Here is a 16604-nt window from a genome sequence, read left to right on the forward strand (position 1 = left end):
CCGCTCACTTCTCACCTGTCACGGCCCCTACTTCACGGCATACGAGCTCAGCACCTTCACGTAATTCGCCCGCTCGTATGCCTCCGGATTCGCGGTCGACCGCTGGCTCAGGCTGCCGCGCATCTGGCGGACCGACTCGTACTCGTGCTCGTTCATCCAGGCCGCCAGCTCCTGCCGCACCGCGGTCAGGTGCCCGATGCCGCTGCGCAGCAGCGTCGAGGTCATCATGGCGACGTTGGCGCCCGCCATCATCGCCTTCAGCACGTCCCCCGCGGCGTGGACGCCGCCCGTGACGGCGAGGTCGGCCTGGAGGCGGCCGTACAGCACCGCCACCCAGTGGAGCCGGAGCAGCAGCTCGTACGGCTGGCTCAGCGACAGCGCGCTCACCACCTCGAGGTTCTCGACGTCGAGGTCGGGCTGGTAGAAGCGGTTGAACAGGACCAGCGCCCCGGCCCCGGCCTCCTCCAGGCGGCGCGCCATGTTCGCGAACGCCGTGAACTGGTGCCCGACCTTGACGGCGAGCGGGATCCGGATCGCCGCCCGGACGTCGCGCACCAGGTCGCAGTACTGCTGTTCGACCGCGGCGCCGGTGAGGTGCGCGTCGGTGGGGATGAAGTACACGTTGAGCTCCAACGCGTCCGCACCGGCCTGCTCCATCTTCCGCGCGTAGTCCACCCACCCGCCGCTCGAGACGCCGTTGAGGCTGGCGATGACCGGGATGCCGAGCGCGGCCTTCGCCTTCCGGACGTGCTCGAGGTAGCCCTCCGGCCCGAGGTTGTAGCTCGCGAGATCGGGGAAGTAGCTCAGCGCCTCCGCGTGGCTGTCGGTTCCGGCCGACAGTGCGCGGTCCAGCACCTCGCTCTCGCGGGCGAGCTGCTCCTCGAACAGCGAGTGGAGAACCACCGCGGCGGCACCGGCATCCTCGAGCCGCCGCAGGTTGTCGAGGTCCTCGCACAGCGGCGAGGCCGAGGCCACGAGCGGGCTCGACAGCGTGAACCCGAGGTAGTCGGTCGTGAGGTCGGTCATGGCTTGGCTCCGCCGTCGCCGCCGTTCCCGTCGCCGCCGTTCCCCTCCTGCTGCGCCATGAACGTGTAGGTCCGCCAGCGGGTCGCGACGTCCTGCTGTGCCAGCTGCGCCAGGTGCTTCGCCGCCGCCGGATCGCTGTGCGCGAGCATCGTGTACCGCGTCTCGTTGCGGGTGTACTGCTCCAGCGGCAGCGAGGGCGCCTTGGAGTCCAGCACCAGCGGGTTCTTGCCCTGCGCCGCGAGGGCGGGGTTGTAGCGCAGCAGCGGCCAGTACCCGGTCTTCACCGCGATGTCCTGCTGACTCAGGCCGTCCACCATGTCGTAGCCGTGGTTGATGCAGTGGCTGTAGGCCACGATCAGCGACGGCCCGTCGTACGCGTCCGCCTCGAGGAACGCCCGCACCGTCTGAGCGTCGTCGCCGCCCATCGCCACCCGCGCCACGTACACGTTGCCGTACGCCATGGCCATCAGCGTCAGGTCCTTCTTGGCGTTCGGCTTGCCGCCGGCGGCGAACTTCGCCACCGCGCCTCGCGGCGTGGCCTTGGACGCCTGGCCGCCGGTGTTGGAGTACACCTCGGTGTCCAGGACCAGGATGTTCACGTTCCGGCCCGACGCGATCACGTGGTCGAGGCCGCCGTAGCCGATGTCGTACGCCCAGCCGTCGCCGCCCACGATCCAGACGCTCTTCCGGACCAGCACGTCGGCCAGGGACTCGAGCATCCGGGCCTCGGGATCCGGCAGCGCCGCCAGCGCGGTCTTGAGCCGGGCCACCCGCGCGCGCTGCGCCGCGATGCCGGCCTCGGTGGACTGGTCGGCGCCGATCAGCTCGCCCGCGAGCGGCTCACCGAGCCGCCCGGCCATCCGCCGCACCAGCTCCCGCGCGAACTCGGCCTGCTTGTCGAGCGAGAGCCGCATCCCCATCCCGAACTCCGCGTTGTCCTCGAACAGCGAGTTGGACCACGCGGGACCGCGGCCGTCCCCGTTCATCGCCCACGGCGTCGTGGGCAGGTTGCCGCCGTAGATCGACGAGCAGCCGGTGGCGTTCGCCACCACGGTCCGGTCGCCGAACAGCTGGCTCAGCAGCTTGACGTAGGGGGTCTCGCCGCAGCCCGAGCACGCGCCCGAGAACTCGAACAGCGGCTGGAACAGCTGCACGTCCTTGATCTGGTCGGGGCGCAGCACCGTCCGGTCGGTCTCCGGGAGCGCGAGGAAGAACTCCCAGTTGGCCCGCTCCGGCTCCCGCAGCGGCAGCTGCGGCCGCATGTTGAGCGCCTTGAGCTTGGCCTCGCTCTTGTTCTTCACCGGGCAGGCCTGCACGCACAGGCTGCAGCCGGTGCAGTCTTCGGGCGCCACCTGCAGCAGGTAGCGCCGCTCCTTGAACTCCCGCCACCGCGCCGGCGCCGACTTGAAGGTCGGGGGCGCCTCCTTCAGGACGGCCGCGTCCACCACCTTGGCGCGGATGGTGGCGTGCGGGCACACCAGCACGCACTTGCCGCACTGGATGCAGATCTTCTCGTCCCACACCGGCAGCTCGACGGCGATGTTGCGCCGCTCCCACTGGGTCGTGCCGGTGGGATAGGTGCCGTCGTCCGGCAGCGCGCTCACGGGCAGCAGGTCGCCGCGCCCGGCGATGATCTCCGCCGTCACCTTCTGCACGAACTCCGGCGCCTCGGCCGGCACCGGGGGCCGCAGGTCGAACGTGCTCGTGACCTTCGCCGGGACCTTCACCTCGTGCAGGTGGGCGAGCGCGGCGTCCACCGCCGCGAAGTTCTTCTTCACCACCGACTCGCCGCGCTTGCCGAAGGTCTTCTCGATCGCGTGCTTGATCGCCGCGATCGCCTCGTCCTTCGGGAGCACGCCGCTGATGGCGAAGAAACAGGTCTGCATCACCGTGCTGATCCGGCCGCCGAGGCCCGCGTCCTGCGCCACCTTCAGGCCGTCGATCACGTACAGCTTGAGCTTCCGCTCGATGACGTGCTGCTGCGCCTTGCGCGGCAGCTGGTCCCACACCTCGTCCGGCCCGTACGCCGTGTTGAGCAGCACGGGGGCGCCCGGCTCGGCCGGCGCGAACAGGTCGTTCCGCTCCAGGAAGGTGAAGTTGTGCACCGCCACGAAGTTGGCGCGGGTGACGAGATAGCTGGAGCGGATGGGCTTCGCGCCGAACCGCAGGTGCGAGGTGGTCATCGTGCCCGACTTCTTCGAGTCGTACACGAAGTAGCCCTGGGCGTAGTTGTCGGTGCCCTCGCCGATGATCTTGATCGAGTTCTTGTTGGCGCTCACCGTGCCGTCGGCGCCGAGCCCGAAGAACAGCGCGCGCACCGTCTTCGGATCCTCGGTCGAAAACTCGGGATCGTAGCGCAGGCTCGTCCGCGTGACGTCGTCCTCGATGCCCACGGTGAAGTGGTTGCGGGGCTCCGTCGCCGCCAACTCGTCGAACACGCCCTTCACCATCGCCGGCGTGAACTCCTTGGACGACAGGCCGTAGCGGCCGCCGATCACCCGCGGGAACGAGCGCAGCGGAGGCTCGGCGCCGCTCATCGTCTCGGCCAGCGCCGTCAGCACGTCCTGGTAGAGCGGCTCCCCGGCGCTGCCCGGCTCCTTGGTGCGGTCGAGCACCGCGATCGCCTCCACCGTCTTGGGCAGCGCGGCGACGAACAGCTGGACCGCGAACGGCCGGAACAGCCGCACCTTGAGCACGCCCACCTTCTCGCCCCGGGCGACCAGGTGGTCCACGGTCTCGTGGGCCGCCTCGGCCCCCGAGCCCATCAGCACGATCACCCGCTCGGCGTCGGGAGCGCCCACGTAGTCGAACAGGTGGTAGGAGCGGCCGACGCTCTTGGCGAAGCGGTCCATCACCCGCTGCACGATGCCCGGGCAGGCGAGGTAGTACGGGTTCACGGCCTCGCGGGCCTGGAAGTACACGTCCGGGTTCTGCGCCGAGCCGCGGAGCACCGGGTGATCCGGCGAGAGAGAGCGCGCGCGGTGCGCCCGCACGGTCTCGTCGTCGATCAGGGCCCGCAGCTGCTCCGGCGTCAGCGCCTCGATCTTGGCCACCTCGTGCGAGGTCCGGAAGCCGTCGAAGAAGTGCAGGAACGGCACCCGCGACTCCAGCGTGGCCGCGGTCGCGATCGCCGCGAGGTCGGTCACCTCCTGGATCGAGTTCGACGCCAGCAGCGCGTACCCCGTCCCCCGCGTGGCCATCACGTCGCTGTGGTCGCCGAAGATGGACAGCGCCTGCGCAGCCAGGGAGCGGGCGGCCACGTGGAAGACCGTGCTCGTCAGCTCGCCGGCGATCTTGTACATGTTCGGGATCATCAGCAACAGGCCCTGGGACGACGTGAAGGTCGTCGACAGCGAACCCGTCTGCAGCGAGCCGTGCAGGGCACCGGCCGCGCCGCCCTCGCTCTGCATCTCCACCACCGTGGGAATCGTCCCCCACAGGTTGGGGCGCTTCTCCGACGCCCACTGGTCCGACCACTCGCCCATCGGGGATGAGGGGGTGATCGGGTAGATGGCGATGACTTCGTTGAGCTGATAGGCGACTCTCGCCGCCGCCTCGTTCCCGTCGATGGTCAGGGTCTGCTTGCCCATGGTCTCTCCGTGGCGCGCAGGCTCGCCGGTCAGAGGCGTCCGGGCTTGGGCGCTTCTCAGAGCCGCGTCGTCGACCCCGATGTTCCGCAAGATGCGTTCCATTCCCAGGGATCGGGCAGGGACTTTTCAACCGATTGTCGGGAAAGGAGATACAGCGGAGCCGGCGGCCACGTCGCCGCCGGCTCGAGCGGGGGCTGGGGCTAGGCGGTCGGAACGGTCTCGAGGACCTCGACCGCAATCTCCGGCTGGTGAGTGAGCGTATGGTGGACGGTGCAGCTCTCGGCCACCCGCGCCACGGCCTCCCGGTAGTGCTCCGGCACGCCCTTCGGAATGGCGACGGTGACCTCGAACCGACCGATCCGGTGCGGATTGGCCTCCGTGGCCGTGAACACCTGCACGGTCAGCCCGGCGGCATCGAGGCCGCGCGTGACGAGGAACTGCTTCACGAACAACGCCACGCACGTGCCCAGCGCGGCCGGGACGAGCTCCAGCGGCATCGGACCGGCGTCCTGCCCGCCGCCCTGGGGCGGCTGGTCCACCACCAGCTTGTGGCCGCGGACGTCGGCGGTGAACCGCACCCCGCCGTCCCAGGTGACCGTGACCGGCTTCATGCGCTCTTCGCCTCGGCGCCGGCCGTGCCGATGTGCTTGTCCAGCATCTCGGTGAAGTAGGGGAGGGGAGCCGCGCCCAGCACGCCGTCCACGACGTCGCCGCCCTTGAACAGCGCCACGGTCGGGATGCTCCGGATGCCGTAGGTCTGCGACGTCACTGGATTCTCGTCCACGTTGAGCTTCGCCACCGTCACCCGGCCGGCGTACAGCTCGGCCACCTTCTCGAGCACCGGCGCCACCGCGCGGCAGGGGCCGCACCACGGCGCCCAGAAGTCCACCAGCACCGGGCTCTCGGCCTTCAGCACGTCCGCCTCGAAGCTGGCATCGGTCACCACCTTGGTGTCTTTCACGATTCAGTTCCTCTCGGGTGTCACGGTTGACGCGGCGGACCGGCGCAGGCTCTCCAGTGCCTTCTCGAGCCGGTCGCGCACCTCCGCCGCGAGTGGTTTCAGGTCGGCGCGGCCGGTCACGCCCAGCTGGACGACGGGGTCGAGCGCAGCCACGACGCTTGTGCCGGGGCGGTCCCCGGCATGCACGATCACGTTGCACGGCAGCAGGAGCCCGATCGCCAGCTCGCTGTGGAGCGCCCGGTGCGCGAGGGGCGGATTGCACGCGCCCAGGATGACGTAGGGCCGGAACTCGGCGCCGAGCTTCTGCTTCAGCGTCGCGCGCACGTCGATCTCCGTCAACACGCCGAAGCCCTGCCCGGCGAGCGCGTCGCGGGTGAGCGCGACCGCCCGCTCGTACCCGACGGGCACCTCCGCCTCGATGCCGTACGGAGCGAGATGGCCGGCGGTGGTCATGCCTCCGCCCCTTCCGGCCGCCGACCGCGGGCGGCGGGCAGGTCGCAGTGCCGCAGGCAGTCGAGCATCCTCACGACCCGCGCATCCGCGATGGAGTACCAGACGTTCGAGCCGCTGCGCCGTCCCGCCACGATCCCAGCTCCCCGCATCCGGGCGAGCTGCTGCGAGACCAGCGCCTGCGGAGCCTCCAGCCCGTCCTGAAGCTGAGTCACGGTCTGCTCGCCGGCCTCGAGCAGTTCCACGATCCGCAGCCGCACCGGGTGGCCTAGCACGCGGACCATCTCCGCAGCTTCCGCCAGGACGCGCGGGTCCAGCGGCGCCTGGCGCAGGGTAGTTGTCATAGCGAGATGGTAATATGGCTATGTACGAATGTCAATATGGGCCCCCAGGGCGCCGAGCGTCGGCGCGGCTGGGCGTGAGGGCCCACACGACACCCCCCGGGTCGGCGCGGATTGGCGCTCGATAACCAACGTCTTGACAATAGTCGTTATCACGATTATATACCTGCCCATGGTGAAGCGGCTGAAGGACGAGCTCAAGCAGTCCCGCCCCTTCGGGTCGGTCGAGGAAGAGGTGCTTCTGGGGCTGGCGCGCACGGCCGACGCTCTCGAGCGCGGATTGGTGCAGGTCTTCAAAGGGTCCAGCCTCACGGGCACGCAGTACAACGTGCTGCGGATCCTGAGGGGTGCGGGCGCGTCGGGACTCCCGTGCGGCGAGATCGCCGACCGGATGGTGACCAGAGACCCGGACCTCACCCGGCTCCTGGACCGCCTGGAGAAACGGCACCTGGTGACCCGGGCCCGCGACGATGCCGACCGGAGGGTCGTGACGACGCGGATCACCCAGAGTGGCCTGTCGCTGCTCGATCAGCTGGCGGAGCCGCTCGCCGAGGTCCAGAAGCGGCTGCTGGGGCACATGGCGGAAGAGCGGCTCCGCAGGCTGGCGGACCTCCTCGACGAGGCCCGCTCGACGCCTGAGTAGGCGGTTTGGCGGGGCCATATCTGTGATCACGACTAGTGTCTGGACAAGTACTACACCGGAGGAGGATGCAGCGATGAAGGCGAACACGACGAAGCAGCAGTGGGCGTTCGATCCAGCGCACTCCAGCGTGAACTTCACCGTGCGCCACATGGTGGTCTCGAAGGTCCGGGGCCGGTTCGCCAAGTGGGACGGCACGCTCACGATGGACGAGAACGATCCGAGCCATGGGGCGGTCGAGGTGACGATCGACGTGGCGAGCATCGATACGGGGGTCGCCCAGCGCGACGCGCACCTCCGCTCGTCGGATTTCTTCGACGTCGAGCGCTACCCCGTCCTCGCGTTCAGGAGCACCCGGGTCGAGCAGGCGGGGCCCGGGGGGGAGGCGCTGAAGGTGGCGGGCGACCTGACGATGCACGGCGTGACGCGGCCCGTGGTGCTGGACGTGGAGTATGCGGGCAGCGCGAAGGATCCCTGGGGCGGCGTGCGGGCCGGCTTCAGCGCGCGCGGCGTGCTCGACCGTAAGGACTTCGGCCTGACCTACAACCAGCTGCTCGAGACGGGCGGGGTGGTGGTCGGCGAGACGGTCGAGATCGCGATCGACGCGGAAGTGGTGAAGAAGGTGGAGGGGGTCACGGCGGCGGCGGCGTAAGAGCTGTAGCCCGACACCCTACCCCCCTACACCCACTCGCGTTGCGGCTGGGTGTGGGGTGTAAGGGTGTGAGTATCTTCCATGTATGGCCACCGACGCCTCCGCCCGCACCCAAGCCGAGCGCACCGTGCTCGCCATTCCCGGCTCGCCGGGGCATTCGACGCTCGACACCGTTCTCGAGCGCACCGTCGAAGCGCTCCAGTCCGGGTTCCCTCACTACACGGGCGTCTACATCTACTGGCTGGATGGTGACACGTTGGTGCTGCGGGCGTTCCGTGGCCGGCCCACGGAGCACGTGCGCATCCCGGTGGGCGTCGGCATCTGCGGCCGCGCGGCCCGCGAGCGGCAGACGGTGGTGGTGGACGACGTCGGCTCCGACCCCGCTTACCTGGCCTGCAGCATCGAGACCCGGAGCGAGATGGTGGTGCCGGTCATGCGCGGGACGCAGGTCCTCGGTGAGATCGACATCGACTCGGACGTGAAGGCGGCGTTCACGGCCGACGACCGGAAGTTCCTCGAGCAGCTCGCCTTCCTGATCGCGACGAAGGCGTAAGACCGGGGGTTGGGAATTGGGGTTTGGGGGTTGGGGGTGGAGGGGCCCAAACCCCAACCCCCAAGCCCCAAACCCCAGCTCGTCACGTCACGCTGTACTCCGGTCCGCTTCCGCCCTCTGGGGGCGTGAGGCGGCCCCCCTTCGCCGAAATCGCTCCGCATTGCACGCAGTTGGGCGAGTTGACGCGGAGCTTGCGGACACCCTGATCGTCGGTGATCCACTCGTAGACTCCGGCCGGGCACATGTTGATCCAGGTCTCACCGAGGGCATCCGGCACGTCGGTCTTGACGAGCAGGTGGTTGGGCTGCGTGTCGCGGGTGCGGTTCCCGCTGGCGTACACGCTGGACAGCTTGTCGAAGGTCAGCTTCCCATCCGCCTTGGGATACCGGCGCGGGCGCGGGGCGACGGGACGCAGCGCGTCCGGCTCGGCCGGGAAGCGGCCGCCGGGGAAGGCGCCGCCGGTCAGCGTCATGAGGCCGGCCAGGGCCGCGCCCGGCAGCAGACCGGCCGCGAACGCCTGCCGCATGTTCCGGACACGGTAGAGGTCGCTCCAGATGAAGCTCCGTCGCACCGCCTCGTCGTAGCCCGCCAGCGCGCCCAGCAGCGCGGGGTCGCGGCCGGCCTTGAGGCAGGCGAAGATCGCTTCCGCCGCCAGCATGCCCGACCACATCGCGTAGTGGATGCCCTTCAGGGCCGGCACGTTGACGAATCCCGCCGAATCGCCGGTCACGACGGCGCCGGGGACGCTGAGCCGGCCGGGGAGCGCGAAGAAGCCGCCCTCCGGAATCGACTTCGCGCCCCAGCCGTGCTCGGCGCGGCTGCCGCCCGCCAGGATCGGCCGCACCAGGGGGTGCAGTTTGAGCTGCTGCAGGAGGTCGTGCACCGAGAGCGAGGCGTCGCGGTAGTCGAGCCCCACCACCAGGCCGATCGCGACCTGCCGCTCGCCCATCGGGTACACGAAGCTGCCGCCGAACTCGGCGGCCGCCTTTCCCCAGCGCAGCGGCCACCCCATGGTGTGAATGACACGGTCGAGCGGCCGCGGGACGTCCCACACCTCCTTGACGCCCAGCGCGTAGACCTGCGGGTTCTTGCCCGCAACGTGGAAGTGCCGGTCGAGCGCCCCCGCGAGGTGGCCGTTGACCCCCTCGGCGAGGACGGTGGCGGTCGCGACGACCTCCGCGCCGGGCTCGAAGTTGGCCTCGGGGTTCCCGTCGCGATCGCGGCCCTTGTCGCCGGTCAGGACACCGCGCACGGCATGATCGCTCACCAGCAGCTTCGCCGCGGTGGTCTCGGTCAGGATGCTCACGCCGGCGCGCTCGGCACGCTCGGCGAGCCAGCGCGCCATCTCGCTGATCGAGGCGGCCCAGTTCCCGTGATTGCGCATCGTGGGCGGCATGAGCGGGGACCGGAACGCGCGCCGTCCGGTGAGCAGGTAGAGCTCCTCGCCGCGCACGGGTCCCCGGAAGGGAAGCGCCGACTCGGCGACGTCGGGGAAGAGCGCGCGGAAGGCGACCGGGTTGACCACGGCGCCGGAGACGAGATGGGCGCCGGGGTACTTGCCCTTCTCGACGACCGCGACCGGGACCTCGCCCAGGCGCTCCTTCACCTCGGGAGCCGTCTCGAGCAGCTGGGACAGGCGGATCGCCCCGGCCAGTCCGGCCGGACCGGCACCCACGAACAGCACGCCCACGTCGATGCGCTGGTCCCCAGGGGCCTCGGGGACGGCAAGGTATTCGGTGTGGTCGATTCTGGGCTGGTAGTCGATCGGTCTCGCCGTCACGCCGCCCTCCGGCCGGGTGCGGGAAGCTAGCGCACCACGAACCGCGCCGGGAGCGGCGCCGCCTCCGGGGCGGCCGGTCTACTGCGGCCCGGGCCCCGCGCCGCGGAAGCGGCGGAACAGCGTGGACTGGAACTCGCGGACGGAGGCCGGCAGCCGCTGCCACTGCTCCTCGTGGAGCACCGCGTGCACCTCGACGATCGCCCGCGCCACGTCGTCGCGGGCGGCCTGGAACAGCGGCCGCAGCTGGGGCATCAGTCCGATGAGCTGGTTCGGGGCGGGGCTGTCGCCGAGGCGTTGCAGGACGTGCCGCAGCGAATCCACCCTCGTCGCGTTGCGTGCGGCCAGCGAGTCCCGGACGGGCGTGAGCAGCACGATCTGGCCGGAGTCGAGCTGCAGCGAGTCGCGCAGCTCGAGCGCGATGCCGGCCGGATTCGGGAGGGCGGAGTCGATGCGTGCGACCAGCGCCTCGGGCGAGAGCTGCGGCCGGAAGCCTCCCTGGCCGCCGAACCCACCGCCCCCGAACCCGCCGGCGCCGCCGAAGCCGGCGAAGCCGCCGCGCACCCCGCCGCGCATCGCGTCGAGCGCCTGCCGCACGCGGTCCGGGCCGATGGTGAGGCGGGCCTGGATGCCGATCTGGAACGGCGGACGGTAGGCGGTGGCCGAGCCGTAGGTGGCGCCGAACCGCTCGTTCACCTGGTAGGCGTAGCTGTTGGTGGACGGATCGAACCCGGTCACGTACAGCAGGGTGCCGTCCGGCCGAGTCTGCAGGCCCCAGCCCTGGGCTCCGTTGACGCCGTGCAGCAGCTCGTCGAGTCCCCGCAGGAAGTTGTAGGTGATCACCGACACCTGGAGCCGGTGGTTGAGCCCCCAGAAGGCCGGCCGCCAGTTCAGCTGGAAGTCGAGGGTGCCCTGCCAGGGTCCCTGGCAGGAGTTGGGGCCCGCGACCGTCCCCATCTGCCGCTGCAGGCAATCCCGCACCGACGGCGAGGCGGTGGCCAGGAGGCGGGTCATGGCCTGCGCCACGTCGCTGCCCGCGCCCGGCGCGAAGATGAAGGCGCGGTCGTTGCGCAGGCCGTCGCCGTTCACGTCGCCGCCGACCATCGGCGTGAACGGCGTGCCCGAGGTGACCCGCCCGATGGACGTGATCTCGAGCGCCGTCGAGAAGGGATAGGTTACGGTCAACAGGAAGCTGTGTTCACGACCGTAGTCGCTGGGCGCCCACTCGATCCCGTTCGGGTCGCCGGCCGTCGAGCCGCGGATGCCGGTCTGCTGGGCCTCGGCGTGCTGCCAGGAGTAGGACGCCGAAAACACGATGCCCGGGCCGACTACCCCGCCGAGCGTGGCGGTGACCTGGCGCGACCGGGTCTGGAGGTTCGACTGCGCGAGGATCACCGAGCCGAACGCCGTGTCCCGGCGCGAGGCGATGAAGCTCGGTGCCCCGGTGGTGGACGTGATGGCGCTCGGCGCGACGTACACCGGACGGCCGCCCTCCGCCGCGAGCGTGAATTGCGGCGTGGCGAGGAGGTTGAGGTCCTGGTAGCCGGTTTGCGCGACGCCCTCCGCGACGTCGGCCTCGACCGTGAGCCGCAGCAGCTGCGTCAGGCGGCGCTCGAGGCTCAGCGACCCGCGCCAGGCGCGCGGCGTCTCGAAGCCGGGGGCGAGGGCCGTCACGGTCGGCGCGCCCTGCGTGCCGGCCTCCAGTCCGCCGCCGAGGCAGTCGAGCGGGATGGAATCCGGATCGGTGAAGTAGCCGCTCCAGTCCGGCGCCGGCACGCCGGGTCCGACGCACACCAGCTGCGCCGTGCTCTGCGCGAGCCCGGTGGCGGCGCGCGCCTGGGCCACGAGGTTGGTGGGGGCCTGGTTGCGGAATTCTCCGACGCCGCCGCGCACCACCCAGGTGGCCGGCTGGAAGGCCCGGAACTCGCCGGCGGGCGCGCTGCCGAGCGTCCAGGTGAAGCCCGCCCGCGGGCTGAGATGCACCTCGGACGGCAGGTGATCGGTGCGCACCCCGAAGGTCGAGTCGACCTCCGGGTTGTACGCGGGCGGATCGCCGAACGACGAGCCCTCGAGCCGCACGCCGTAGGTGAGCTGGAACGGGCGCGTGATCACCCACACGTCGCCGGCGTAGGCGCCCCACTGCTGGTCGTAGGAGCGGCGCTGTGTGATCCCGAGCGTGCGGCGGAAGGTGGCGGGCGAGTCGGCCGCCAGCGCGCCCAGGGAGTTGTACGTGAACGTGCCGTACTGGTCGCCGCCGAGCAGGTTGTCGGAGCGCTCGGTGAGCCAGCTGCCGCCCACCTTGAACCGGTGATGGCCGGCGCCGGGCAGCCACGAGATCTCGTCCGAGCCCTCGAAGCTGGACGACGTCGCGCGCGACGGGAGGCCGGGATTGCCGCCGAACACCAGGGTCGTGACGCCGGTCGTGGTGTCCGGGAGGGCGGATGCGACCTGGACGCGCGCCTGGGGCGCGAGGCTGAACGGGTCGCCGTCGTTGCGCGCCCCCTGCCAGAAGCCGCGCAGCTCGTTCAGCACCGTGGCGCCGAAGTGCGACGTGATCGTCGCCATCAGGCCTCCGCCCGAGTTCGTCAGGTCGCCGCCGGTCTGCGGCAGGGCGAGGGATCCGAGGCGCGCCGGATTCTGGCTGGTGCCGTTCCAGTTGCCGCGCAGGGTGAGGGTGTGCGCGTTGCTGAGCACGAAGTCGAGACGCACCAGGCCCGAGAGGTTGTTGCTGGCACGCGTGTCGGCGCCGGGGACGTCGTAGAGGGGCACGCCCAGGGAATCGGCCAGCTTGAGGAACCGGGCCACCGAGTCCGGCGACACGCCCAGCCGCGAGAAGTCGGCGGCGCTGGCCGTGAACAGGGTCTGCTGCGGATCGGAGCGCAGCCGCGCCATTCCCGAGACGAAGACGAACGCGCGGTCCTTCACGATCGGTCCGCCGATGCCGCCGCTGAGCTGGTTCTGCGTGTAGCCCTGCGTGTAGGGAGATTCGCCGGGATCCACCGAGAGGTCCTCGTTCCTGACCTGCCCCTGCCAGGACCCCTGCAGCACGTTGCTGCCGCTGCGGGTGGTCGAGGAGACGAGGCCGCCGGAGAACTGGCCGCGCGACACGTCGTAGGTGCTGGTGACGACGCGCGTCTGGCGCAGGCCTTCCTGGGGCACGGTGGTGTTGCCGAACAGCAGGCCGTCCAGCGTGACGGCGTTGGCGTCCGGCCCCAGGCCCGCGACCGAGAAGGCCGATGCCGTGGAGTCGGAGCCCGCGATCGGCAGCACGCCGGGCACCAGCGAGACCAGCGACGCCAGGTCCGACGGGTCGATGGGCAGCCGGGCGAGCTGGTCGGGCGTGAGCACCCGCTCGGTGGAGCCGGGCGTCGGGCCCTCGCCGCCGCGGAGCAGCGGCCCGCCGTTCACGTTGACGGGCTCGAGGGTGACCGGGCTGGCTTCGAGCTGGACGTTCCACACCAGCCGGTCCTCGTCGGCGTCCCGCATCACCAGGGCGGTGCGTGGGTTCATCCCCAGCACCCGCACGCTCATGCGGTACTGACCGCCGCCGTCCGGGAAGAGGATGGTGAACCGCCCGCGCGCGTCGGTGCGGGCGCGGCGGGTGACCTGCGTCTCCAGGGAGTAGGCCTCGATGCTGGCGTCCTGAACGGGGTTGCCGTCGTCGCCGAGGATCGCCCCCGTGATGATGTCGGTCCCAGCCTCGGCCTGCGCCGCGGCGCGGGGCGGCGCCGCGGCCAGCAGCACCCCGACGGCCACGCACAGCAGCAGATCCAGACGACGCATCGACGGCCTACCTCGCACGCTCACGCAGGACATACGGCTTAACGGTAGACGACGCTGGGCGGGCGGCGTTAGGCGCGGCGGCCGGCCCTCCGGCGGCGGCGCTCCCGTACGCGGGCGGGTGGCGTCGGGCGCGGCGGCCCCACGATATTGCGACCATGACGAGCCTCAATTCCTTCGGGAGCCGATCGACTCTGCGCGTCGGCGACCGGAGCTACGAGATCCACCGGCTGGACGCCCTGGAGAAGGCCGGCTTCGCCGTGGGCCGGCTGCCGTTCTCCCTCAAGATCCTGGCCGAGAACCTGTTGCGCCTCGAGGACGGCGCCGCCGTGCGGCGGGCGGACGTCGAGGCGCTCGCGCGGTGGGAGCCCGGCGCGGCGCCGGCGCACGAGATCGCCTTCATGCCGGCCCGGGTGCTGCTGCAGGACTTCACCGGCGTCCCGGCGGTCGTGGACCTCGCGGCGATGCGCGACGCCATGCGGCAGCTGGGTGGCGACCCGGCCCGGATCAACCCGCTCCTGCCCGCCGAGCTGGTGATCGACCACTCGGTGCAGGTCGACGCGTTCGGCTCGGCGACCGCGTTCCAGGCGAACGCGGACCTGGAGTTCGAGCGGAACCGGGAGCGGTACGCCTTCCTGCGCTGGGGTCAGCGCGCGTTCCGCAACTTCCGCGTGGTGCCGCCGGACACCGGGATCGTGCACCAGGTCAACCTGGAGTACCTGGCGCGCGTCGTGTTCACCAGCGACGACGCGCCGCCCCGGGCGTACCCCGACACGCTGGTCGGCACGGACTCGCACACCACGATGGTCAACGGCCTGGGCGTGCTGGGCTGGGGCGTCGGCGGCATCGAGGCGGAGGCGGCGATGCTCGGCCAGCCGATGACGATGCTGATCCCGCAGGTCGTGGGCGTCCGGCTGAGCGGCCAGCTCGCCGAAGGCGCCACGGCGACCGACCTGGTGCTGACCGTGACCGAGATGCTCCGCAGGAAGGGCGTGGTAGGGAAGTTCGTGGAATTCTTCGGGCCCGGAGTCGCGGCGCTGCCCATCGCGGATCGGGCGACGATCGGCAACATGGCGCCGGAGTACGGCGCCACCTGTGGCATCTTCCCGATCGACGCGGAGGTGCTCCGCTATCTGCGGTTCACCGGGAGGCCGGCGTGGCGGGTCGCACTGGTCGAGGCGTACGCGAAGGAGCAGGGACTGTTTTTCGCGGCCGGCGCGCCGGAGCCGGTGTTCAGCGACACGCTCGCGCTCGACCTGGCGACCGTGGAGCCCAGCATCGCGGGGCCGCGGCGGCCGCAGGACCGGATCGGGCTCCGACGGGCGAAGGCGGCCTGGGCGGAGGCGCTGCCGAGCCTGGTGCAGGGCCAGGGGCCCGGCGAGGCGCGGGTGGCGGTGAACGGGGACCGCCATACCCTGCGGCACGGGTCGATCGTGATCGCCGCGATCACCAGCTGCACGAACACGTCGAACCCGTCGGTGATGGTGGCGGCCGGCCTGCTGGCCAAGAAGGCGGTGGAGCGCGGGCTCACGAGCCAGCCGTGGGTGAAGACGAGCCTCGCCCCCGGATCCAAGGTGGTGAGCGACTACCTGGCCCGGGCCGGCCTGACCCCGTATCTGGAGCAGCTGCGGTTCCACCTCGTCGGCTACGGCTGCACCACCTGCATCGGCAACAGCGGGCCGCTGCCCGAGCCGGTTTCGGCGGCGATCAAGGCCGGCCAGCTGGTCGTTCTGTCGGTGCTGTCGGGGAACCGGAACTTCGAGAGCCGCATCCAGTCGGAGGTGCGGGGCAACTACCTGATGAGCCCGCCGCTGGTGGTGGCCTACGCGCTCGCGGGCCGGATGGACGTCGACCTCCTGACGGAGCCGCTCGGGCGGGACCCGCAGGGCCGGCCGGTCCTGCTACGGGACATCTGGCCCACGGCCCGGGAGGTGGCCGAGACCGTGGAGCGCGCCCTCCGCCCGGAGATGTTCGGCACGGAGTACGCCGCGGTCTTCGACGGCGACGAGCGGTGGAAGGGTCTGCCGGTGCCCGAGGGGGAGCTGTACGCGTGGGACGAGGCGTCCACCTACATCCGTCGCGCGCCGTACTTCGACGCGATGCCGCGGACGCCCGCCCCGGTGGGCGACATCGCTGGCGCCCGGGCGCTGGCCTACCTCGGCGACAGCATCACCACCGACCACATCTCGCCGGCCGGCTCCATCCGCAAGGACGGGCCGGCCGGGCGTTACCTCACCGAGCGTGCGGTCGCCGCGAAGGACTACAACTCGTACGGCTCGCGCCGCGGCAACCACGAGGTGATGGTGCGCGGCACCTTCGCCAACGTGCGGATCAGGAACCGGCTGGTGCCCGGCGTCGAGGGCGGGGTGACCCGCCACCTGCCCGACGGAGCCCAGCTCAGCATCTACGACGCCGCGGAGCGCTACCGGGCCGAGGGCGTGCCGCTGGTGATCCTGGCAGGCAAGGAATACGGAGCGGGCAGCTCGCGCGACTGGGCGGCCAAGGGCCCCCGCCTGCTCGGGGTCCGCGCCGTGATCGCAGAGGGCTACGAGCGGATCCACCGCAGCAACCTGGTCGGGATGGGGCTGCTGCCGCTGCAGTTCAAGCCCGGGCAGACGGCGGAATCGCTGGGGCTGACGGGCGAGGAGGTGTACGAGATCGTCGGCGTCGCCACGGCGCTGGCGGGCTCCAAGGAGGTGGCCGTCCGCGCCACCGCGGCGAGCGGCACGCGCGAGTTCCGGGCGACGGTGCGCATCGACACGCCCAAGGAAGTCGAGTACTACCGCCACGGCGGGATTCTGGAGTACGTCCTGCGGCAGCTGGCCTGAGGCGCG

At 71.1% G+C, this 16604-nt stretch carries 12 protein-coding genes; 4 read left to right on the top strand and 8 right to left on the bottom strand.

Annotated elements, in window-relative coordinates:
• Nucleotides 1-27: 27 nt before the first annotated feature.
• From VMF70_13760 to VMF70_13785, 6 genes are all read right to left on the bottom strand, one after another.
• A complete protein-coding gene (locus VMF70_13760; GenBank protein HTT69084.1) occupies nt 28-1026 on the bottom strand; it encodes a dihydroorotate dehydrogenase-like protein in 999 nt (332 codons plus the stop codon).
• Nucleotides 1023-4616: a pyruvate:ferredoxin (flavodoxin) oxidoreductase gene (gene nifJ, locus VMF70_13765; protein HTT69085.1), complete on the bottom strand. Its 3594-nt coding sequence runs from the start codon at nt 4614-4616 to the stop codon at nt 1023-1025. The genes VMF70_13760 and nifJ overlap by 4 nt, the downstream gene beginning before the upstream one ends.
• A gap of 200 nt (nt 4617-4816) precedes the next feature.
• Nucleotides 4817-5227 (bottom strand): OsmC family protein, encoded by a 411-nt coding sequence (locus VMF70_13770; protein HTT69086.1) that lies wholly within the window; start codon nt 5225-5227, stop codon nt 4817-4819.
• Nucleotides 5224-5577 carry a thioredoxin gene (trxA, locus tag VMF70_13775; protein ID HTT69087.1) on the bottom strand — a complete coding sequence of 118 codons (354 nt, stop codon included), beginning with the start codon at nt 5575-5577 and terminating at the stop codon, nt 5224-5226. Before trxA ends, VMF70_13770 begins: the two co-directional genes overlap by 4 nt.
• Before the next feature lie 3 nt (nt 5578-5580).
• On the bottom strand, nt 5581-6030 hold the full coding sequence (locus VMF70_13780) for a DUF302 domain-containing protein (protein ID HTT69088.1): 450 nt from the start codon (nt 6028-6030) through the stop codon (nt 5581-5583).
• Nucleotides 6027-6371, bottom strand: coding sequence for a metalloregulator ArsR/SmtB family transcription factor (locus tag VMF70_13785; GenBank protein HTT69089.1), 345 nt, complete (start codon nt 6369-6371; stop codon nt 6027-6029). Before VMF70_13785 ends, VMF70_13780 begins: the two co-directional genes overlap by 4 nt.
• A 169-nt stretch (nt 6372-6540) precedes the next feature.
• Here VMF70_13785 and VMF70_13790 point away from each other — a divergent pair, with 169 nt between their 5' ends.
• The 3 genes from VMF70_13790 to VMF70_13800 all read left to right on the top strand — a co-directional run bounded on the left by VMF70_13790 (nt 6541) and on the right by VMF70_13800 (nt 8213).
• The gene (locus VMF70_13790) at nt 6541-7011 is read left to right on the top strand and encodes a MarR family transcriptional regulator (protein ID HTT69090.1); all 471 of its coding nucleotides are present in this window, start codon (nt 6541-6543) and stop codon (nt 7009-7011) included.
• 73 nt (nt 7012-7084) lie between these two features.
• Nucleotides 7085-7660 (top strand): YceI family protein, encoded by a 576-nt coding sequence (locus tag VMF70_13795; protein ID HTT69091.1) that lies wholly within the window; start codon nt 7085-7087, stop codon nt 7658-7660.
• 85 nt (nt 7661-7745) lie between these two features.
• A complete protein-coding gene (locus VMF70_13800) occupies nt 7746-8213 on the top strand; it encodes a GAF domain-containing protein (protein ID HTT69092.1) in 468 nt (155 codons plus the stop codon).
• Between the two features lie 82 nt (nt 8214-8295).
• Here the strand turns inward: VMF70_13800 and VMF70_13805 are convergent, their stop codons facing one another.
• Together VMF70_13805 and VMF70_13810 are read right to left on the bottom strand one after the other, a co-directional pair.
• A complete protein-coding gene (locus VMF70_13805; GenBank protein HTT69093.1) occupies nt 8296-9993 on the bottom strand; it encodes an electron-transfer flavoprotein:ubiquinone oxidoreductase in 1698 nt (565 codons plus the stop codon).
• A 78-nt stretch (nt 9994-10071) separates the two neighbouring features.
• Nucleotides 10072-13773: a TonB-dependent receptor gene (locus tag VMF70_13810; GenBank protein ID HTT69094.1), complete on the bottom strand. Its 3702-nt coding sequence runs from the start codon at nt 13771-13773 to the stop codon at nt 10072-10074.
• A 155-nt stretch (nt 13774-13928) separates the two neighbouring features.
• Between VMF70_13810 and acnA the strand changes: the two genes are divergently transcribed.
• Nucleotides 13929-16598 (top strand): aconitate hydratase AcnA, encoded by a 2670-nt coding sequence (gene acnA / locus VMF70_13815; protein ID HTT69095.1) that lies wholly within the window; start codon nt 13929-13931, stop codon nt 16596-16598.
• Nucleotides 16599-16604 lie beyond the last annotated feature (6 nt).

The sequence above is a fragment of the Gemmatimonadales bacterium genome (genome assembly GCA_035502185.1).
GTDB lineage: Bacteria > Gemmatimonadota > Gemmatimonadetes > Gemmatimonadales > JACORV01 > Fen-1245.

Coding starts and splice junctions, on each gene's coding strand:
- VMF70_13760 (HTT69084.1), bottom strand. CDS start 1,026: ATGACCGACCTCACGACCGACTACCTCGGGTTCACGCTGTCGAGCCCG.
- nifJ (HTT69085.1), bottom strand. CDS start 4,616: ATGGGCAAGCAGACCCTGACCATCGACGGGAACGAGGCGGCGGCGAGA.
- VMF70_13770 (HTT69086.1), bottom strand. CDS start 5,227: ATGAAGCCGGTCACGGTCACCTGGGACGGCGGGGTGCGGTTCACCGCC.
- VMF70_13780 (HTT69088.1), bottom strand. CDS start 6,030: ATGACCACCGCCGGCCATCTCGCTCCGTACGGCATCGAGGCGGAGGTG.
- VMF70_13785 (HTT69089.1), bottom strand. CDS start 6,371: ATGACAACTACCCTGCGCCAGGCGCCGCTGGACCCGCGCGTCCTGGCG.
- VMF70_13790 (HTT69090.1), top strand. CDS start 6,541: ATGGTGAAGCGGCTGAAGGACGAGCTCAAGCAGTCCCGCCCCTTCGGG.
- VMF70_13795 (HTT69091.1), top strand. CDS start 7,085: ATGAAGGCGAACACGACGAAGCAGCAGTGGGCGTTCGATCCAGCGCAC.
- VMF70_13800 (HTT69092.1), top strand. CDS start 7,746: ATGGCCACCGACGCCTCCGCCCGCACCCAAGCCGAGCGCACCGTGCTC.
- VMF70_13810 (HTT69094.1), bottom strand. CDS start 13,773: ATGCGTCGTCTGGATCTGCTGCTGTGCGTGGCCGTCGGGGTGCTGCTG.
- acnA (HTT69095.1), top strand. CDS start 13,929: ATGACGAGCCTCAATTCCTTCGGGAGCCGATCGACTCTGCGCGTCGGC.